The following is a 20,309-nucleotide window of genomic DNA, read 5'->3' as shown; positions in this document are numbered from 1 at the left end:
CTTTCTACGGAATCCTCATGCACGAATCTTGAAAATATGTTATAATCAAGTCTGATTATAATTTTTAGGAGAAGAATCCATGGAAGACCCTGGCAGTCAGAGTATTTTATTGCAAGCAATACTGCTATTCGTTTTAACTTTATTAAATGCCTTTTTCTCAGCTTCTGAGATGGCGATGGTATCGCTCAATCGGTCTCGCGTAGAGCAGAAAGCTGAAGAAGGCGATGCCAAATACATTCGTTTATTAAAAGTTCTTGAAAGTCCCAATAACTTTCTATCGACAATTCAAGTCGGAATCACCGTCATCAATATCCTGTCGGGGGCTAGCTTTGCGGACAATCTGGGGAAAATCTTTTCCTCTTGGCTGGGAAATTCTGAAACGGCGCATGCAGTTGCTAGTTTTCTGGCACTTGCGCTTTTGACCTATATTTCCATTGTTTTGGGAGAGCTTTATCCTAAGCGGATTGCCATGAATCTCAAGGACAGTTTAGCCATTCGTACCGCACCTGTGATTATTTTCGTAGGAAAAATCGTTAGTCCTTTCGTTTGGTTGCTCTCAGCTTCGACTAATCTCCTCAGTCGGATTACGCCGATGCAGTTTGACGATGCAGACGAAAAGATGACGCGGGATGAGATTGAGTACATGCTGACCAAGAGCGAGGAGACGCTGGATGCAGACGAAATCGAAATGTTGCAGGGGATTTTCTCGCTGGATGAGCTGATGGCGCGTGAACTGATGGTGCCGCGGACAGATGCCTTTATGGTCGATATTCAGGACGACACCAAGGAAATTATCCAAAGCATTCTCAAGAAGAATTTCTCTCGGATTCCAGTTTATGATGGAGACAAGGACAATGTCATTGGTCTCATTCACACAAAACGTCTCTTGAATGAAGGTTTTGTCAATGGTTTTGACAATATTGTTCTGCGCAAGATTCTGCAAGAACCGCTCTTTGTACCTGAAACGATTTTTGTGGATGATTTGCTCAAATCTCTCCGTAATACTCAAAATCAAATGGCAATTCTGCTAGATGAATATGGCGGTATGGCAGGTCTCGTGACTCTGGAAGACTTGCTGGAAGAGATTGTCGGTGAAATTGAAGACGAAACAGACAAGGTCGCGGTGGAAGTCTATGAAATTGGTGAGAATACCTATATCGTATTGGGAACGATGACACTCAATGACTTTAATGAGTATTTTGAAGTTGAGATAGATAGTGATGACGTGGCTACCATTGCTGGTTACTATCTGACGGGTGTAGGAACCATTCCAAATCCAACAGAACGCATCAGCTATGAAGTTGAAAGTCAGAATAAAAAACTGATTTTGACCAATGACAAGGTCAAAAACGGCCGTGTAACCAAGGTGAAAGTGGAAATATCCGAAATTCTTGAAGAAGCTGAAGAAGCTGAGAAATAAACTCGGTTCAGATGTAGCTGAGAAAACATGCTTTTCACTCAGTAATATCACAGTTAGATAGACAAAAAGGCTTAAAATCATTGTTCTAAAAACTGGCTCTATAATTTCTGTAGTGGGTAAATCCACCGCAGGGATTATGGAGTCTCTTTTGTTGTAAAAAAAGTCCCATAAGACCTATAATGAAAAGCGACGAAACCATCATTAGAAGGAATCTTATGGAACAATTAAATTTTATCACAAACTTACTGGGAATTAAAGACTCTAACATTACGATTTTGAATGTTCTAAATGCTGGAACGCATAAAGAAATCTTCGCCAAGCTAGATTATCCTGCACCTAAATGCCCTCACTGTCAAGGAAAAATGGCTAAATATGACTTCCAAAAAGAATCGAAAATTCCCTATTTAGAGTGCGCGGGATACAAAACGCTGATTCGGTTGAGAAAACGGCGTTTCCGCTGTCAGGATTGCGGGAAAGTAGCTGTCGCAGAAACATCCTTAGTCAAGAAGAATCACCAAATCGCAACCATCGTCAAGCAGAAAATCGCTCAAAAACTAATCGACAAAGTCCCTATGACAGCTATCGCTGAAAACTTGGCTGTTTCCACGTCCACAGTTATTCGAAAACTAAAGGAGTTTGAATTTAAGGCAGATCTCAACTATCTTCCAACTCACATGTCTTGGGAGTGAAACAGTCTGGGGAGAGACTGTTTCAGCTGGCTTCAAGAAGGGCAAAATGAGCTTCATTGCACAAGATTTCGATTCAAGAAAGATCCTAGCTATCTTAGATGGACGGACACAAGTAACGATTCGCAATCACTTTCTGCGCTATTCCAGGCAGGTCCGAAACCGCGTTAAAGTCATTACCATGGACATGTTTAGTCCCTACTATGACTTGGCTAGACAACTTTTTCCATGCGCTAAAATCGTCCTCGATCGCTTTCATATTGTACAACATCTCAGCCGGGCTATGAGTCGTGTTCGTGTTCAAATCATGAATCAATTGGATCGAAAATCGCACGAATATAAAGCGCTGAAACGCTACTGGAAACTGATCCAACAAGACAGCCGGAAACTCAGCGATAAACGTTTTTATCGCCCAACTTTTCGCATGCATTTGACCAACAAAGAGATTCTGGAAAAGCTTCTCTCTTACTCCCAAGAACTCCAAGAACACTATGAGCTCTACCAGCTCTTACTCTTTCATTTTCAAGAGAAACAAGCTGAGCATTTCTTTGGACTCATTGAAGATACAATTTCTTGTATAAATCCTATCTTTCTAACTGTTTTTAAGACCTTTTTAAAAGAGAGGGACAAGATTATCAATGCTTTGGAACTTCCTTACTCAAATGCTAAGCTAGAGGCTACAAACAACCTCATCAAAGTTATCAAACGCAACGCTTTCGGATTTCGGAACTTTGACAACTTCAAAAAACGCATTCTCATCGCTTTGAATATCAAAAAGGAGAGGACCAATTTTGTCCTCTCCAGATCTTAGCTGACATCAACCCACTACAGTTGACAAAGAGCCTAAAAACTTTGGTTTTAGGCCTTTTATTGTTTTATAAAATTTTCCCGAGTTTCATCAAATATTGGTGTAAGGGGATGTTTCAGCTGCTTTTAACCTGCACTTGCATTCTAATAAACATGTCGCGGTGCTTTTCATTTAGTTGAGGTTGTTCATGAATCACTTCGCAGATATAATCACCTGTAACCAGATAGCCTGCATCGGCTAATTCTTGGTGAAAATGAGGGAGATTTCTCACTTCTTCTTCGAATGATGAACAGTAAGCAACAGCATAGCTTCCTTTAGGCAGTATGGCTGGAATGAGATTTGGAAGTTCATTTTGAGTCTGGTGAAAGAGGCAAAACTGATTTGAGAACCAATTTTGATTTAGAAAATCTCCTCGCTTCATAATAGAGCCAACTCGGCTGAAATTACTAAAAAAGGGGTTGTAATTGAGGATTTCCTGTTTGAAATAGCGGAGATAGAGTTCATACTCTTCGTTGTCTAACTGGTAAATGTTTTGATCAATAGAGAAGGATAGAATGTGTCGTTCAGGGAATGCCACAATTTCCAACTTTTGATCAGTCCGCTTTTCGCCATAAAGCTGTGCACCAGAACGAAAAATTTCAATTTCCTTTATCCGCTCTTCTAGCATTTCTTTTTCTTGGAGTAATTGCTGATACCGTTCTTCAATAAGCCGGTGCAGATGAAACTGATCTCGATCGGAGAGAATTTCCTTGATTTCTTTTAAAGAAAAATCTAATTGTCGTAGATATTGAATGGAGTCAACGAGTGAAGATTGATTGATGTGATAGTAGCGGTAGTTAGTCTCGGGATCAACCTCATAAGGCCTTAAAAGACCAATCTGATCATAAAATCGTAAAGTCTGAATGGAAATGTGATTGATTTTAGAAAATTCTCCAATACGCAAAATTTTTTTCATTTTTCAAAACTCTCTATTGACTCTCTAGTTACTAGAGATATTATACTATAATTGTGAAAAATATTACAATTAAAGGAGGGTTTCCAATGAGAAATGCAAAAATTCGTGCTGTGCAATATGGCTGTGGCAAGATGTCCAAGGTTATTTTTAAATATCTAGTGGACCACGGTGTGGAGATTGTTGGCGCTATTGACAATAATCCTGCGATAGTGGGACAAGATGTTGGTGATTTTGCGGAATTAGGCTACAAGACAGGTGTTTTGATTTCCGATAAAGCTGACAGTGTATTTGACCAGTGTGATGCCGATATTGCCATTGTTACCATTGCCTCCTATATGCCTGATATGTATGGCTTTTTTGAAACAGCTATCAAGAATGGTGTTAATATCATCACGACCTGTGAAGAAGCTATTTATCCATGGACGACGTCACCATCTGAAACGAACCGCTTGGATAAGTTGGCTAAAGAATATGGTGTCACCATCATGGGCTCTGGTATGCAAGATATCTACTGGATTAATATGCCTTGCTTGGCTATGTCTGGTCTCAATCGCATTCAAAAAGTCAAAGGGGTTGCCAGCTATAATGTAGAGGATTATGGTTTGGCTTTAGCAGAAGCGCACGGTGCTGGCTATGATGTAGAACGATTTGATAAAGAAATTGCTTCTGCGGAAAGTTTGCCATCCTATATGTGGAATGCTGCGGAAGCTATCTGCTCTAAGATGAACTGGACCATTCAGGATATTTCACAAAAGAGCGTGCCTTATATTTTGGATGAAGATGTTTATTCAGAAACGCTGGGTCGAGTTATTCCGGCAGGACAGGTAACAGGCATGTCAGCTGTGACAACGATTCACACCCATCAAGGAATTGAATTGGAAGTAGAATGTATTGGCAAGGTCTACCGTGAAAATGACGGTGATATGTGTGATTGGGAAATTACAGGTGATCCAAATCTAGTCTTTTCTGTCAGCAAGCCAGATACTGTGTCTCTGACTTGTGCCACAATTGTCAATCGTATCCCGTCTGTGCTGGATGCACCGGCAGGTTATGTGACCTCTGAGTTGGCGCGTACCTTGACTTATCCGACTTATCCGCTTCACACTTATGTAGAAAATTAAACATATCCTAAAAAATAAGCAGGCTGTCCTTGTGATAGCTTGCTTATTGCTTTGTTAGGCATATAATTGCAAATTTGCTTTGGTTTATAGGGGACTAGTGTAATAAAGTAAGCATAATTCGCATTTTAACAAACTTGGAGTATTGTGGTGATGTCGTCAACTTCAAGGCAGAAAAGCCTTACAAAGATAAGCAAAATCACTATTTAGCTAGAAGCAACCGGCAGATGATTGAAAAGTGTATGAAGCAATCATTGACAGAGCGACTTTGGAAGATATAGAGCGTATATTGAAAAATAGACTCGTCAAAAGATCAAACGGAGACGGAGAAATTCAGCTCTTATCAGGACTGATATGCTATCATCTTTTGTATCCTTTCTCGCTCTTTCTATCTATTCCTATGAAAGATCTGAAAACAAGTATGTATGCTGACAGTAGAAATAACACCTTAAAAATGATATAATATAATAAGTATTTAGCTAGAAAAATCAAATTTAGGAGGCAACAATGAATAAAAAAAGAGATTGGTTTGGTATTTTATTCGGTGCTATATGGTTTTTAGCGTCACTGCTGATTTTGGTTCTTTATATGGGAGGAAATCTTAATGGTTCAATACCTATCCCAAGAGTACTCCTTATAATATATGATTGGCTCGGTATTGTTCCGGGAGCAATTGTTCAAATGATACTGAGTGCTTTATTGTTTATTTTCAGCGTTAGAAAAAAATAATCAAAATAATACTGTGATTAGTTGAAATAATTCAATCATATCAATAAATACTAACTTAAGAGACAGTAAATCAAATTGGTTTGCTGTTTTTCTCTTCCTTAAAGATAAATTGTAAAATATAGTGCAACAAAAAACTGTTAAGTGAAAAAAGTCCCAGAAGAGAAACATAAAGAATAAGAGCTACAAATACTTGCTCTAATGGCCTTGTAGCTACTGAAGTTCTTTTAAAACGCATCCGCTAATCCTGTTGCAAATTTTCTCGCTTCTAGGAGTTTTCCAATAAAGATTGGTATCCATGCCGGTCTCGTCAATATAAACTTTTTTAAGTTTTTTGTGGTATAGTGAAGGAAGTACAAAATTAAATTTACTGTTTCATGTAGAAGGAAGGAGTTACGATGAAACTATTAGAAAAAATTCGTCCGTCGCAACCGTTAAAGTATTTGAAGTGGTTTGACATTGTGATTATTACTGTGATTATGTTTGGCCAGTTCATCTATCGGTCGACAGAACTCTACTTAGGCAGTATGGATCAAGTTCCTTATACTGAGGGAATAACAGATACCGCAAGTAATGGCGCTGCTTACTCTAGCAATTTGTATCTTCAGTTAATCCTGCTGGCTCTAGCCCTGCTCTATCTGGTCATTCGCAACTATGACTTTAAGCAACTGCCCATCCGTTTTAGCTGGTCTGTACTGTTTTGGGTTCCTTTTATTTTTGCCCTGATGGGAATTATTGCAGATACCGTAACGACAATCAGCGGAGAGTATAATTATTTTGATCCGCAGTTGTGGCCCTACATTGACCTGATGGAGATTGTCCGTAAGTTTGCTGCCTTAAGTCCGATGGCTATCCTTTATAGCTTGCTGAATGGCTTTTATGAAGAATTTTTCTTTTTAGGCTTGCTAACCTCAGTTGAGGACAAATATAAATGGCAGGTTCTTCTCTATTCGACTCTTATCCGTTTTTCTTTCCATACTTATCAAGGGCTACTCTGGGCCTCTATGATTGGGGTTGTCTTTGGCCTTCTCTATTACTTTCTCTATAAGTACAAAGTTAAAAATCTCCTCCCTTTCTTTCTCATGCATGCTCTGGCGGACATGTTTGGCTCCAGCCTGATCTATCTTTTAGTTAATTGGAGTTCATAAAAGGGATTGGCATATTTTCCAATCCCTTTTGTTTATAAATATTTCTCTGCCACAGCATAATCACCTGGATAGACAACTTTTTGGTCATTAATGATTTGATAGGCATCGGCACCCTTGCCGGCAAGAATGACCGCATCGCCTTCAGCATTCGTTAGGCTGAGGGCTTTTTTGATGGCTTCCTCACGATCAGCAATCATGTTCACTTCAAAGGTTATGTAGCTGGCAATCTCACGGGCGATGGCAATAGGATCCTCGCGATTCGGATCATCAGCTGTCAGAATGATGTTCAACTCAGGATGCTGGTTGAGCAGGAGGCCGAAGTCCTTACGCCGACTCTCACCCTTGTTTCCGGTTGCTCCCAGAATCAAGACAATGTTCCCTTTTTGGTGTTCTTGAACGACAGACAGCAACTTAGCCAAACTGTCGCCATTATGGGCGTAGTCAACAAAGACCTTGGCTCCATTTTTCTGAGTTAGAACCTCCATACGGCCGGGTACACGTGTTTGGGCAACACCTGAATGGATATCTTCCAAAGAAGCGCCCAGTCGCAGACAGGCTAGTCCTGCAGCGATGGCATTTTCCTGATTGAAGCGGCCGATTAGCTGGATATCATAGGAACCAGCCAGTTTTCCTTGGACTTCAAAGGAAAAGGCGAGGGAATTCAGGATGGCATTGCTGGAAGCTGGCCCATAAAAGTCATGGTCATAAGCAGCTACTTGCTCGGCTAAAACCTGAAAATGGTCCATGCCACTGTTGACGACAACAGCTCGGCTATTGTCCATCAGGAGTCGCTTATGGTAGAAATAGTCTTCAAAAGTCGGGTGCTCAATAGGGCCGATATGGTCAGGGCTGATATTGAGAAAGACGCCCACATCAAAGGTCAGGCCGTAGACCCGCTTTTTAAGATAGGCTTGGCTGGATACTTCCATGATTAGATGGGTTCGGCCATTGTCGACAGCTTCCGCCATCATTTTGAATAAATCAAGACTTTCAGGAGTTGTGAGAGTTGATTTAAAGAAAGTTTCTCCATCCAGAGTAGTATTCATAGTAGAAAGCAGGGCTGGTTTGTGGCTTTGTTTTAAAATATTAAAAGCAAAATAAGCCGACGTGGTCTTGCCCTTGGTGCCAGTGAAGGCCAAAAGTTTGAGCTTTTGTTCTGGATGACCGTAAAATTCCATAGCAATCAGACTCATAGCTTGCTTGACATCATTGACTAAGAGGACTGGAATACCAACTTCAAAGTCTGTTTCACTAATATAAAATCTAAGCCCAGCTGTCACAGCTTTTTCCAAAAATTCTCTCTTGAAATGATCGCCCTTGACAAAAAAGAGAGTAGAAGCATCAGCTTCTCGGCTGTCATAGCTGATCTTGGAGAAGCTGAATTCGCTGTCACCGTAATCAAAGAAGTATTCCCCGTTTGCAATAATTTCACGGAAATTGTGGTCTTTTTTCAAAATATCTAATGCAGTTTTAATTTTTATCATATCTCTATTGTAAACCTAAAGACTATGTTTTACAAGAGCCCAGGAAAAGTTTATAATAAAATAAGAATAAATCAAAGAGGTTATTTATGGACCAACCAAAAACAACAAGTCAGCAGCAGCAAATGTTGCGGGGGACTGCCTGGCTGACTGCCAGTAATTTTATTAGCCGTCTCTTAGGAGCTATTTATATCATTCCTTGGTATATCTGGATGGGGCGGCACGGAGCGGAAGCCAATGGTCTCTTCACCATGGGCTACAATATCTATGCATGGTTTCTGCTGATTTCTACAGCAGGAGTACCGGTGGCTGTCGCTAAGCAGGTGGCCAAGTACAACACCATCGATAAGGAAGAGCATAGTTTTACCCTTATTCGTGAGTTTTTGAAATTTATGCTACTTTTAGGAGCCGTTTTTGCAGTCATCATGTACCTGCTGTCTCCTGTTTTCGCTAGCATGTCGGGCGGTGGCAAGGACTTGATTCCAGTCATGCAAAGCCTATCCTGGGCTGTGCTGATTTTCCCGTCCATGAGTGTTATCCGCGGCTTTTTCCAAGGATTTAACAATCTTAAGCCTTATGCTATCAGCCAGATTGCGGAGCAGGTTATTCGGGTTATCTGGATGCTCCTGACCGCCTTTTTCATCATGAAGATTGGGTCTGGAAACTATGTAGAGGCTGTCACCCAGTCCACCTTTGCTGCCTTTATTGGTATGCTGGCTAGTATGGGAGTTTTGGTTTTCTATCTGTGGAAGACTGGCATGTTGCGGTCCATTCTTGATAAACCTGAAAATTCAGCAGAAATCAAGGGGCGGACTTTGCTCTGGGACACGGTTCGGGAAGCAATTCCTTTCATCATTACAGGCTCAGCCATTCAGCTTTTCCAAATCATTGACCAGATGACCTTTATCAACAGCATGAAGTGGTTCACAAGTCTCAATGAGTCTCAGTTGAAAGTCATGTTTGCTTACTTCTCAGCCAATCCTAATAAGATTACAATGATTTTGATTGCTGTGGCAACTTCTATCGGGGGAGTTGGAATCCCATTGCTGACAGAAAACTATGTTAAGGGAGACTTGAAAGCAACTGCTCGTCTGGTTCAGGATAATCTTAGCATGTTACTCTTCTTTATCCTACCGGCTACGATTGGATCAGTTCTAGTAGCTGAGCCGCTTTATACAGTCTTTTATGGAAAACCGGATAGTTTGGCTCTGGGGCTCTTCATCTTTGCTATGCTGCAAACGATTATCCTAAGTATCTATACAGTCCTTGCTCCGATGATTCAGGCACTTTTTCAAAATAGAAAGGCCATCATCTATTTCCTCTATGGAGTTGCTGTCAAGCTGATCTTACAAATTCCGCTTATCTATTTATTTAAAGCATACGGGACTCTTCTTGCGACAACTATCGGTCTGATTATTCCAATTGTATTGATGTATCAAGAAATTCGTAAGGTTACTGGTTTGAATCCTAGAAATCTTAAAAAACGGACAATCTTGACTTGTATTTTAACTGTTTTGATGACACTGGTTGTTCTCATATCAGAATTTATCATCGGTTATTTATTCCAGCCAAGTGGACGGATTTCGAGTTTTATCTATTTGGCCATCATTGGAGGAATTGGAGTCGCAGTTTACGGAGGATTCTCACTTAGCGTTCGTTTGCTGGATCGCTTTATTGGTGAAAGGGCGGCCAGTCTGCGTCGGACTTTTCACATCAAATGAGAGTGGGACAGAAATCGGTAATTCGTTAGAATTCGATTTCGTCGTCCCACCTCCGCACAGTTGAGTAGGGCTGTAAAAGCTGATGAAATCAGCGTAGTAGAGTCCACTCAACCACTGCGTCTTGCTCGACAATCCAAAAACAATTGAGAGGCTAGGACTTTTGTCCCAGCCTCGTTTTGAATCAAGACAGGACAGCAAACCGTCTGATATTCAAGAAAAAAACTAACAAACCTCTTTAATAAAAATTGGTAGAGTCGGTGGCTAAAGAAAGCTTTGACTTCCTCAAAAAAATCTGGAAGATGCTTGGATGTTTTCTTTGAATAGAGTATAGTCAGTTAATATTAAAATAGTGACCATAGCTTCAAACTATACCTAGATCTTAAAAAGAAAAAAGTTTAGCTTTTTCTGAAGATGTTACAATAGAAAGGTAAAACAATTGAGGGAAATTTCTCAATATTTTTTATCGGAGGTTGCTATGAGTGAGAACTTAAAACTAAATACTATTTTAGCTCAAGCTGGGATTAAGAATGATAAAACGACTGGTGCCCTGACAACACCTTTGCATTTTGCAACTACTTATCAGCATCCTGAGTTTGGTCAGTCAACAGGATATGATTATACGCGTACGAAGAATCCGACACGTGCTAGTTTGGAAGAAACGCTAGCAGCTATTGAAAGTGCAGATTATGCTTTAGCAACTAGCTCAGGGATGAGTGCCATTGTTTTGGCTTTTAGCATATTTCCAGCGGGCAGCAAAGTTCTTGCTGTACGGGACCTTTATGGTGGCTCTTTCCGCTGGTTTAATCAGCTCGAGCAAGAAGGTCGCTTTCATTTTAGTTATGCTCGCAGTGAAGAAGAGCTGTTAACTGAATTGACAGACCAAGTGGATGTTGTTTATATCGAAACCCCTACGAATCCTTTGATGGTCGAGTTTGATATTGCTCGCATTGCTAAAGCGGCTCATGAGAACGGTGCGACCGTGGTAGTCGATAATACCTTTTACAGTCCAATTTATCAAAGGCCACTTGAGGATGGAGCAGACATTGTTTTGCATTCTGCGACCAAATATCTAGGAGGGCACAACGATGTTTTAGCCGGAGCGATTATGACCAGTAATGCTAAGATTTATGAAAAGCTTTTTTATCAACTTAATACAACTGGTGCCGTTTTATCACCGTTTGACAGTTATATGCTTCTTCGGGGACTCAAAACTCTGTCTTTGAGAATGGAACGTTCTACGCAAAATGCTTTAGCTGTCGTGGAGTTTTTGAAAAAATCTGCGGCTGTTAAGGAGGTGCTTTACCCAGGAAAAGGAGGTATGATTTCTTTTAAGGTTGTGGATGAGAGTAAAATACCTGATTTGTTGAATAATCTTAAAATCTTCACTTTCGCTGAAAGTCTGGGAGGAGTGGAGAGTTTAATTACCTATCCGGCAACTCAAACGCATGCAGATATTCCTGTAGAAGTGCGCCATTCTTATGGTTTGACGGATGATCTACTGAGACTGTCTATTGGTATTGAGGATAGCCGAGATTTAGTGACTGACTTGCAGTCAGCATTGGAGGCTTAATATGGGAAATTATAATTTTGAAACAGCACCGAATCGATTGGGGCAACATACTTACAAGTGGAAAGAGGCGGAAAATGACCGAGAGGTTTTGGCTGCCTGGATAGCTGATATGGACTTTGAAGTCCTGCCCGAAGTCAGGCAGACAGTTCATGATTATGCAGAACAGTTAGTCTATGGTTATACCTATGCTAGTGATAGCTTGATTCAGTCTGTATTGGACTGGGAAAAAGAAGAGCATGGCTACGTTTTTGAAAAAGATGCGCTTGTCTTTATTGAAGGGGTAGTTCCAGCTATCTCCATAGCCATTCAGGCTTTTACTCAGGAAGGAGATGCGGTGTTGATTAATACTCCGGTATATCCTCCCTTTGCTCGCAGTATTGAGCTCAATAATCGTAAACTGATTACGAATTCTTTGATAGAAGAGGACGGCTTATACCAGATTGATTTTGAGCAGTTGGAAAAGGATTTGGCAGAACACGATGTTAAAGTATATGTATTTTGCAATCCTCACAATCCTGGTGGCCGTGTTTGGGAAAAAGAGATACTAGAAAAAATTGGCCGACTCTGTCAGCAGCACGGGGTGATTTTAGTTTCTGATGAAATCCATCAAGACTTGACCTTTTTTGGCAATAAACACTGTTCTTTTAACACAGTTTCGCCTGATTTCAAAGATTTTACACTGATTTTGAGCAGCGCAACTAAGACTTTCAATATTGCTGGTACCAAAAATTCCTACGTTGTTATTGAAAATCCAAAGTTGAGAAAGAAATTTCAGCAACGTCAGCTGGCCAATAATCATCATGAAGTATCTAGTCTAGGGTTTTTAGCTACGGAAGCTGCTTATCGCTATGGCAAGCCTTGGTTGACTGAACTCAAAGCTGTTCTGGAGGATAACATTGATTTTGTAGTCGCTTACTTTAGTCAGCATGCTCCTAGCCTCAAGGTTATGAAGCCACAAGGAACTTACCTGATTTGGCTGGATTTTTCAGCTTATAACTTGACTGACGAAGAGTTATTTCAGATTTTGCGCCAGAAAGCAAAAGTAGTCCTTAACCGAGGGACGGACTTTGGAAAAAAAGGAAAAAATCATGCGCGGCTGAATGTTGCAGCACCTAAAAGTATCATAGAAGAAATTTGTAAGCGAATTGCAGAAAATTTACCTCATTGAGCAAATAAAACGGAATCTTTTCCTCAAGAGAGACTTGCTTGGAATCATAGATGGACATTTCAAGGTATTTCAAAAGGTATTATCAGGGAAAATAGTGACGACTTAGATTTGCGAAAATGATGCCAATGCGGCCTTGATGAATAAATTGAAAGTGATAAAAGGAGAAAACCATGACATTTGAAGAAATTTAGAAAAACCATGATTTTATATATTCTTTAGTGTCTCTTTACAGTGGTTTATAGCGGTTTATAGCAAGAATACCAATATTAGTTCATCTTTGATATTCTTCAGGAGTCCACAAAAAGGTGAACAAAAAAAGCCCTCAAAAAGGGCGTAAAATTGATGAGTTCAGCAGGCAAGAAACTAGCACGGTCAAACGTGCTTTTTTTATTACTTGTGGAGTTGCTGATAGATATATTATATCATGAGGTGCATGCTTTGTAGAGTTATAACCTCACAAAAGCCCCTAGAATCGTTTCTAAGGGCTAGCTATAAGAAAGGATAGGCGGGACCGCCGAATGTCGCCCGCATTTCTCGACCCACTAGCTAAGTGGCGCGTTGGAGGCGGATACTTTTCAACCTCTATCCTTTATATCTTGATTATATCATATTTCCTCTTAATCTAAATCTGTGAAGAATTATTCTTATCCTTATGTCCATATCGGCCGTAAAAAGCACACTCCTTTTCTTAATTGTCCCGTAAAAAAATGTATAGTGCTGGTGTGAAGGCCGTAAAGGGTAGAGGGTAGATCCATAGACCCTGCCTTTGATATTATTAATCTTTTATTACTCTCGATATTTGCAGTCCTCTTTGTTCGCTCCTTGTTCAATTAAAAAATGAAAATCTTTCTTGGTCTACTCTCGGCTCGATCGTGCGTAGCTTCATCCTCACGATAACTGGAGGAATGTGTAATAACTTGTCAGTACTAGGTTGTTTTTATAAATATCCTTAGTCAATGGGTAGCCTTATAGCTAAAAAATCAACTTAAAAGCCTAATAATACCGCATTTCTTTCTGCTTTAAAATTTTCAAAAAGGGAATTTTTCGCACGGAAAAGGCCGCGTCCTTTAAAATCGAAACAATATAGCCCCGTTCAAAAAAATAGGGGGTAGTTTCCGAATGTTGAACAGTATAAGTGATAGCCTGAAGCATTTGGCCAAAAGGCAAGCAGCGGAAGAAGCTGCTTTGCTAAGTAAGTTTAGAAGCTCTATCATCCATGAGCTTAGCAAGTTTCTTTATTCCTGAACTCTTTATTCTGTAAATTGTTGTTTTTGACTTTTCTATCTTGTCTTCGATATTCCATATTTCCAAGTGATTGACATAGAACATCCGCAACACTGACCTTTCAAGAGGATCACTCAGCTTGTCAATGAGTTTCGAAGTTTCTGAACGTTCTTTGATTAGACTGGAAAGTCTCTCTTGTATGTCCTCTTTCAACTTCAAAACATAGACAAGTTCATTCTCTGTATTGTTCACTCTACTAGTCTGGACTTTGGTTTGTGTCAGAGTTGATTTTTTAAACAGACCTTGTTCTAGATATTGAAGTTCTAACTGCAAACTCTGAATCTCTTTATCTAACCATCTAATGCCTTCTAACTTTGCTTTTACTTGCTCTGGTGTCACGCTTTGGCCTCCTCTTGTGGTATAATAAATCTATCAAATCTATACCAAGGAGTCAGTCGCAAGGCTGGCTTTTTGCTTGCTTTTCTCTTTTTTTGGGTATATACTTGATATATACGAATAAAGGAGAAAAGAAATGAATACAGTAAAAACCCGTAAAGTTGGGAACTCTCTAACTGTGACCATTCCCAAGGCGCTAGATGTTCCGGAAGGTCAAGAAATGGTCGTTTACAAAGGCGCTGATAATGTGATCGTCCTAGCTCCAAAGATTGCAGATCCATTTGCTGAAGCGGTTGATCTCCGTATGGAAAATGATTTTGAAGGGGTGAAGCTACTTGACAGTGAAATCTAACTATATCCCAGAAAAGCAGGATATTATCTGGATAGACTTTGATCCATCTGTCGGGCGTGAGATCCAGAAGCGCCGCCCTGCCGTGGTGGTATCTCGTAAGGAATACTCAGAACGCACTGGCTTCGTTGCGGTCTGCCCTGTCACGCATGGCCAGAAGAAACTAGAAAAGCTAGGCTTGCTGGTTCCTGTCCTGTCCTCTGAGGTAGACGGCTCAGTGAATCCGCTCCAGCTCTACACCTTCGACTTTCGAGAACGCCAGGCGCAAAAAATCACCACTATGGACACACCGAGCTTTCAGAAGGTTGTTCAACTCTATAACTTCATCTTTGAAGCATGAATCAATCAAGCTGAGGCGGAGCACCTTGGCTTTTTGTATTTTCAATGACTGGCAGAATATGTACATACTTTTCCATACCTGCTAACATGTTGCAGGCATATAAGGCAAGTTATTTGTTCCTTCTCTGTTTGATAAATGGTAGGGGATATTTTGCATTTTCTCCAGCTTTGCTCGAGCTTTGAGCACGCGCAGCCTAACCCAAGACTTGGTACTTTTTTAGAGCTTTAGCCATTCCGTTTAGTGGCCAAAAGTTACCTCAATCTACCCAAACCATTCATCCAAAGACTGTCACCTTTTCTAGTATAGTTCAGGAATTTTTGATAGTGCTTATAATACCTGGCGCGTTTCATATACTTAGGTCGTTCAGGAAAAGCGTCAAACATATATCCGCCACGTTTAGGGCTCCAGCCTGGTTCTACCTTTCTAGCCTCTCTCAGTGCTCTCTCCCAATAGTATTGACAATCTGTCTTACTGCGATTCAGGGTTGACTTGTGTATTTTCTGGCATGATCCGCAACCATAGAGCAAATATCGTTTATAAAGTATTCTACACCGCTGACCACAAATAGGGCATAGAAAGAAGTAGCGATAGCCTCCCTTGGTCCCTGGTATTCTATTTAAATCAAAGTAGTCTTTGTCAAGGGTTATCCATAAATTATCTAAGTCTATTTCTAGTTTCCTGCTGTCTAACTCAGCTATACCATGGGTTAGATTTTTTATTTTCAATGGCTTTATAAATGTCTCAATAGCTATTGATTTTATAATTTTCATCCGTTCAAAAATACCTATATACAGAAAAACCCAAATCTATTGGGATGAGTAGCAATTAAGCCACAAAAAGAGGCAATGCCCCTTTGCTACTATTCTTCACTGAGTAAGCCACTTACTACCACATTACGGATAAACTGAGCTTGTTTTTCTTTGGGCAGTTGCAGGGCTTCAAGTAAAGACTCCAGAGCTTGCTTGTCTGTGCTTGCAATCAACTTCTTAATGATATTCTGGAACTGCCCTTCTAGGTACTCGCAAAAATGGATCCGCTGGGCTTGTGTTGGCTGCACTGGTACTGGCGAACTATCTGCAATCAGCAAGAAGCAGGCTTCCACGATTTGGGCGAATAACTTTGCACGCGCTTCAGGGTGTCTGTATAACTCATAGGCGTTGATGCTGGTGTCTTCTGTCCGGAGCTTCTCACCTAGTTCAATCAGTTTAGGCGTATCTGTAAGTTCTACCGGTGTTGCATCCGCCATGAAATCGTCACGTTTGCGCTTGAGTTCCTTCAGTTCCTGATCTGCCTGTTCAAAGTATGCTGGTTCTGTCATGGGATTCCTCCTTATTCTTTATATAGGACCAGTAGCCCCAATGTTGCACTCAAATTCTCGTAGTCACCTTCAGTCGCTTCAGTGTATTTCACATCCACAACTTCAACACTTGCCATAAAGTCGTTGACTTGAGATTCAAATTCCTCCAGGCTTTGCTTATGTTGTTGATAAAATATCTTGATTTTCATTTTTTTTAGCTCCTTTTCTTCAATTTGTTACCTTCTTTAGTGATTTTGTTACCTTCTAGGTAACATATTCCAGCCTTACTGCCACAAGGGTTTAGACCGTTTTGTTACCATGTTACCTTCTTTTGAAGTCATAGCCCTTATATATATAAATACTATTTTTTCCCTATATAGAGAGTTAAAAAGAAGGTAACAAGGTAACATTTTTCCCAAAAAGTCAGTATTATCAAGGGTTCAACTACGTTACCTTCTTTATAAACAAGGTAACAAGAAGGTAACATTTTGGGGTGAAAACCTAGATATACCAAGGGTTTAGGGCATAAAAAGAAGGTAACATTTTAGTCTTTAACGACAGCATGATTAGTTTTAGCTAGTTTTGTTCTTTCAAAATCGAAAGGGTCTAACTTATCGAAGTCCTCAACTTTAACCCTCGCCCGCTTAAGTTGGTACTTATTAGGCGTCAACTGTTGTAAGTGCCTGATAGTTTCTTTACCTGCTCCGTAAACATTGGGCTTGGGTATGCCCATATCTTCGGCATAGTGCTTTAGTGATCTTGTAACGATAAAAACAGGTACTACGTCCAGCTCGTGCCAACCTTTTTCCATGTATTCGTGTTTAACCCATGAAAGCAAGTAGTCATTATCTTCCTGGTATTCTTCTAGAAGGCCTTTAACTGCTTTAGGTTCGATAAAGTGTGTAAAAGGCTCTTGATTGATAGCTTTGTATAGGGCATATTCTAGGACGTCCTTATTTGCTAAAAACTCGTTTTTTATCCAAGGCTTTTCCTTTTCCCCGTTAAAGTCAGCGTTAAAAGGGACGATCATAATTCGACGATACCAGCCTTTAGTCTTGTTGCCTCCGTTGGGGATATAGTTGCCCGAAAAAATATTAAAGAGCTTAAAAGTAGCCTCAAAAGCTGGCCGCCCTTTTGGATTGACTAGCACGGTGTCCCCGCTAGTGATACTCATTAGATCAGACGGATTTTTTAAGTATTCGTTTGGGGCTTCGTCTCCAATATTACAAACTTTACCCACCAAGGTTTCAAGGTTATGCTTTTCAGCAAACTGTGCAGGTTTTAACGCTGATATATTGCTTTCTCCTATCAGATTGATAAGGAAGCGCTGAAATGTCCCTTTGCCGTTGTTACCGTCCCCGTAGAAGATCGCGAACTTGTTTCGGGTGTGGTTAGGATTGATAGCCTCTAGGATAATCTGCCAAAACAGTGTTACCAGTTCACTATCATTACAAGCGATTGAGTTTAGCCAATCGTCAAAAGTTTTGCCCTCTCGATCTGTTGGGACTCGTTTAGGCGCGTGGTAAGCTGTGCTGATCTTGCTTGTAATGACATAGTCAGGGCTAAAAGGGAGTAGCTCCTTAGTTCTTAGGTCAATAATGCCATTCTTAACGGGGACAAGGTCAGCACTCTCCAGTGGTTTCTTAATCTTGGTCAATGTCCTAACCATTAACTTAATCTGTGGCCACTCTCTGGGCTTAATTCTCACGTCAAAAGTCTTACAGAATAGGTTAAACAAGTCATTACTAGCGGTATAGATACCCTCGTCTAAATCATAGATATAGAGTAGGCTATAGTCTGCTATGTTGCTCTTACTGATAAAAGTAAACGTGACAATATCGCTTAGTATTTTGGCAACGGTGAAGGTTTGGGGCATGGCTACCTTCTCGGTAACGTCCCCTGTGGACTCGTTTACCTTAGTTTCGGTATGTTCAGTTCGCCATTCTTCACCAGCCTGAAAGATACGATTTTCAAGCTCTTTCATCGTCCTAGGGGGTTGCTCTTTTTCTCTCACCTCTAAGATTTCACTTTTTAGGTTTTCCAATTCTTCTAGTTCTATGGTTCTACCCTCTCTTTCTGTATTCTGCCCGTGCTATGCTGCTGAAAGTGCGGTCTAGTTCCTCAATCGATAACGGTTCAGCAGTCACGCTATTGGCTATCTTTGTTAGCTCGTAGGCGGTCTCTAGGTCACAATCAACCCACTTGTTAAAGAGTAAGCCTACAAAGCGCGTGAGTGCCACGTTACGCCCTCCCTCGTTTCCAAAACCATTGAAAAGGGTGTCTATGACCCTCATAGTGATAGAGCGTTGTCCGTTTGTTCTGGGGGTGTAAGGAGCAGCAGTAGTAGTTTTTTTGTTGAGTGGTTCAGTACTCCCCTGTGGTACTGGATAATCTATCCCATGCTCTACGATTTTTTGATAGTCTGCTGGTTCTCCAGTTGTTACTGGTAACCCTTGGAGTTGTGACCAGGTTAGACTAGCCATGTCAAAGGGGATCCCTATCTTGTCAGCAATCTCTTTGACTACCTGCTTATAAGCTGCCTCATTTATCACACCGCTAGGCTTCACCACAAGGCGAAAACGAGGTTTTTTGGGGGTGTGTTTGATGGTGGGGTATAAGATATAGGAGTAGCCAAAAAGAGCACTAGAAACAGCTTCTATAAAGCTCTCAGTCGTTCCCTCAATCTCATCATAATCAAGGAAAATCAAATCACGATACACTAAACTTTGATTACTTCTGCGATAGCTGCCATTTTTTTCTGCGATTACTTTTCCGCTTAAGCAGTAGGGCGCTGCAGTTCGTTTGTATTCCTTAATATCTGCACCTTCTGGGACTGACATGGGTTTAAATTGTGCAACATACTCAAACGGCTCTAGCTTGCCTTTATATGGCCGGAGTAGTGATCCAAATCCTCGGCTTTCATAGATGGCCATCCTATCGCCCCTTTCTCCGTTTCTTTTTCAGGCGTTTTAAGCGTTTTTGTTCCTCGTGTGTAAGAGGTTTAGGCTGCCGATCCTTATAGATTTTCATATCATGATACTTGCCGCCACCTTGGGCGGGATGTATGTTATACCTTGCCATTTTCCACCCCCAAAAATTTTAAAAGTTCGCTAACCCTGTAATACGCTTTTCTAGCGTCCTCTAGCGGTGGCTTGTATCGTCTTAGCCCTGCATTTTCCCATCGTTGCAGTGTCTTGTATTTTATATCCAGTTCGTCCATGGCTTGCTGGGCTGAGATTAAACCCGTTAAGCATGGTTTGGTCTTCTCACGCGCTTCTAGATAGTTCTCCACAAGCTCCAGAACGCCATGAGTTAGCTCATATTCACTTTCTTTGCTGAGACTAAACATTCCTGATCAGCTCCCTTCAGCAGCTCTTTATAGCTTTCTAAATCAGCTTTAATTAGCACATCTAGACGCTTTCCCTCTGTGTCATACTGAGCCTTTAGCTCCCTGATCCCTGCTAGGCGTTCGGTATCGTTAGCAGGAATATAGTAGCCGTTACCTGCCCCACGTTTGGCCACAATAGGGATACCATAGCGAACGATAAGCCGGAGAATATGATCTCGTAAGGCTCTCATCTCCAGCCCTAGCACATTGGCTATATCCCGCCCTGCGCGTGGCTCGTCCGCCCCTACGGGTATCAGTCTTAGAATTCTTTCTTCAAGCTCTGTCATGGCAGGCCTCCTTCCGGTATGTCTCGGCTAGAGCGTCATGTTCTGAAATGAGTTGTTTTAGAGCGTGGTTAGCTGTATGGAGCAGGGAAAAAGTTCTCTGCCCTTCCTCTGCACTAGCTAACTCTAAGACATCTAGAATGTCCTTTAACTGTCCGCAAAGCCCTTCATAGTCCACTAGAATATCATTCGTTTTATTTGTCATCCTCTGCCCTCCATTGTTTCAAGCC

The 20,309-nt window shown here is 40.9% G+C and carries 21 protein-coding genes; 10 read left to right on the top strand and 11 right to left on the bottom strand.

Going from position 1 to position 20,309, the window contains the following annotated elements:
* The first annotated feature begins 79 nt into the window (after positions 1-79).
* Entirely contained in the window at positions 80-1,420 is a 1,341-nt protein-coding gene (locus AC5FEC_RS01735) for a hemolysin family protein (protein ID WP_493661102.1), read from the top strand.
* A gap of 215 nt (positions 1,421-1,635) precedes the next feature.
* A protein-coding gene (locus AC5FEC_RS01730; protein ID WP_493661101.1) for an ISL3 family transposase occupies positions 1,636-2,917 on the top strand; the annotation gives its coding sequence in 2 pieces (ribosomal slippage) (positions 1,636-2,108 and positions 2,107-2,917; 1,284 coding nt in all).
* 112 nt (positions 2,918-3,029) lie between these two features.
* Here AC5FEC_RS01730 and AC5FEC_RS01725 read toward each other — a convergent pair.
* Positions 3,030-3,869, bottom strand: a complete 840-nt coding sequence (locus tag AC5FEC_RS01725; protein WP_493661100.1) for a MerR family transcriptional regulator — start codon at positions 3,867-3,869, stop codon at positions 3,030-3,032.
* Positions 3,870-3,955: 86 nt separating this feature from the next.
* On the opposite strand from AC5FEC_RS01725, the gene AC5FEC_RS01720 reads away from it, so the two are divergent.
* From AC5FEC_RS01720 to AC5FEC_RS01710, 3 genes are all read left to right on the top strand, one after another.
* A complete protein-coding gene (locus AC5FEC_RS01720; RefSeq protein WP_234550439.1) occupies positions 3,956-4,990 on the top strand; it encodes an NAD(P)H-dependent amine dehydrogenase family protein in 1,035 nt (344 codons plus the stop codon).
* A gap of 504 nt (positions 4,991-5,494) precedes the next feature.
* Complete coding sequence (locus AC5FEC_RS01715; protein ID WP_493661099.1) at positions 5,495-5,716, top strand: hypothetical protein; 222 nt, start codon at positions 5,495-5,497, stop codon at positions 5,714-5,716.
* 395 nt (positions 5,717-6,111) lie between these two features.
* Positions 6,112-6,861, top strand: coding sequence for a CPBP family intramembrane glutamic endopeptidase (locus AC5FEC_RS01710; protein ID WP_493661098.1), 750 nt, complete (start codon positions 6,112-6,114; stop codon positions 6,859-6,861).
* 32 nt (positions 6,862-6,893) lie between these two features.
* Here AC5FEC_RS01710 and AC5FEC_RS01705 read toward each other — a convergent pair whose 3' ends face one another.
* Positions 6,894-8,345 carry a UDP-N-acetylmuramoyl-L-alanyl-D-glutamate--L-lysine ligase gene (locus AC5FEC_RS01705; RefSeq protein WP_493661097.1) on the bottom strand — a complete coding sequence of 484 codons (1,452 nt, stop codon included), beginning with the start codon at positions 8,343-8,345 and terminating at the stop codon, positions 6,894-6,896.
* Between the two features lie 86 nt (positions 8,346-8,431).
* Here AC5FEC_RS01705 and AC5FEC_RS01700 point away from each other — a divergent pair, with 86 nt between their 5' ends.
* The 3 genes from AC5FEC_RS01700 (at position 8,432) to AC5FEC_RS01690 (ending at position 12,801) form a co-directional block, all read left to right on the top strand.
* The gene (locus AC5FEC_RS01700) at positions 8,432-10,063 is read left to right on the top strand and encodes a putative polysaccharide biosynthesis protein (RefSeq protein WP_493661096.1); all 1,632 of its coding nucleotides are present in this window, start codon (positions 8,432-8,434) and stop codon (positions 10,061-10,063) included.
* 475 nt (positions 10,064-10,538) lie between these two features.
* Entirely contained in the window at positions 10,539-11,633 is a 1,095-nt protein-coding gene (locus AC5FEC_RS01695) for a cystathionine gamma-synthase (protein WP_493661095.1), read from the top strand.
* A 1-nt stretch (position 11,634) separates the two neighbouring features.
* Positions 11,635-12,801 (top strand): MalY/PatB family protein, encoded by a 1,167-nt coding sequence (locus AC5FEC_RS01690; protein WP_493661094.1) that lies wholly within the window; start codon positions 11,635-11,637, stop codon positions 12,799-12,801.
* A gap of 1,188 nt (positions 12,802-13,989) precedes the next feature.
* Here AC5FEC_RS01690 and AC5FEC_RS01685 read toward each other — a convergent pair.
* Positions 13,990-14,424 carry a DUF1492 domain-containing protein gene (locus AC5FEC_RS01685; protein ID WP_493661093.1) on the bottom strand — a complete coding sequence of 145 codons (435 nt, stop codon included), beginning with the start codon at positions 14,422-14,424 and terminating at the stop codon, positions 13,990-13,992.
* A 133-nt stretch (positions 14,425-14,557) separates the two neighbouring features.
* On the opposite strand from AC5FEC_RS01685, the gene mazE reads away from it, so the two are divergent.
* A complete protein-coding gene (mazE, locus tag AC5FEC_RS01680; RefSeq protein ID WP_493661092.1) occupies positions 14,558-14,773 on the top strand; it encodes a type II toxin-antitoxin system PemI/MazE family antitoxin in 216 nt (71 codons plus the stop codon).
* Positions 14,757-15,110 (top strand): type II toxin-antitoxin system PemK/MazF family toxin, encoded by a 354-nt coding sequence (locus AC5FEC_RS01675; protein ID WP_148877932.1) that lies wholly within the window; start codon positions 14,757-14,759, stop codon positions 15,108-15,110. The genes mazE and AC5FEC_RS01675 overlap by 17 nt, the downstream gene beginning before the upstream one ends.
* A 251-nt stretch (positions 15,111-15,361) precedes the next feature.
* Here the strand turns inward: AC5FEC_RS01675 and AC5FEC_RS01670 are convergent, their stop codons facing one another.
* The 8 genes from AC5FEC_RS01670 to AC5FEC_RS01635 form a co-directional block, all read right to left on the bottom strand.
* Positions 15,362-15,871, bottom strand: a complete 510-nt coding sequence (locus tag AC5FEC_RS01670) for a hypothetical protein (RefSeq protein WP_493661158.1) — start codon at positions 15,869-15,871, stop codon at positions 15,362-15,364.
* 98 nt (positions 15,872-15,969) lie between these two features.
* The gene (locus AC5FEC_RS01665; protein ID WP_493661091.1) at positions 15,970-16,428 is read right to left on the bottom strand and encodes a hypothetical protein; all 459 of its coding nucleotides are present in this window, start codon (positions 16,426-16,428) and stop codon (positions 15,970-15,972) included.
* Between the two features lie 11 nt (positions 16,429-16,439).
* Positions 16,440-16,616 (bottom strand): hypothetical protein, encoded by a 177-nt coding sequence (locus AC5FEC_RS01660; protein ID WP_493661090.1) that lies wholly within the window; start codon positions 16,614-16,616, stop codon positions 16,440-16,442.
* 335 nt (positions 16,617-16,951) lie between these two features.
* Positions 16,952-18,451, bottom strand: a complete 1,500-nt coding sequence (locus AC5FEC_RS01655; protein WP_493661089.1) for a DNA primase family protein — start codon at positions 18,449-18,451, stop codon at positions 16,952-16,954.
* Positions 18,452-18,470: 19 nt separating this feature from the next.
* Positions 18,471-19,340 (bottom strand): primase alpha helix C-terminal domain-containing protein, encoded by an 870-nt coding sequence (locus AC5FEC_RS01650; protein WP_493661088.1) that lies wholly within the window; start codon positions 19,338-19,340, stop codon positions 18,471-18,473.
* A 134-nt stretch (positions 19,341-19,474) separates the two neighbouring features.
* On the bottom strand, positions 19,475-19,756 hold the full coding sequence (locus tag AC5FEC_RS01645) for an XRE family transcriptional regulator (RefSeq protein WP_493661087.1): 282 nt from the start codon (positions 19,754-19,756) through the stop codon (positions 19,475-19,477).
* Positions 19,720-20,082, bottom strand: a complete 363-nt coding sequence (locus AC5FEC_RS01640; protein WP_493661086.1) for a DNA-binding protein — start codon at positions 20,080-20,082, stop codon at positions 19,720-19,722. The genes AC5FEC_RS01645 and AC5FEC_RS01640 overlap by 37 nt, the downstream gene beginning before the upstream one ends.
* Positions 20,069-20,284, bottom strand: a complete 216-nt coding sequence (locus AC5FEC_RS01635) for a hypothetical protein (protein ID WP_313963177.1) — start codon at positions 20,282-20,284, stop codon at positions 20,069-20,071. Before AC5FEC_RS01635 ends, AC5FEC_RS01640 begins: the two co-directional genes overlap by 14 nt.
* Positions 20,285-20,309: the final 25 nt, after the last annotated feature.

This window comes from Streptococcus sp. STC1396 (assembly GCF_058933875.1).
The sequence above is the reverse complement of the archived record's forward strand: the minus strand, read 5'-3'. Positions and strand labels throughout refer to the sequence as shown.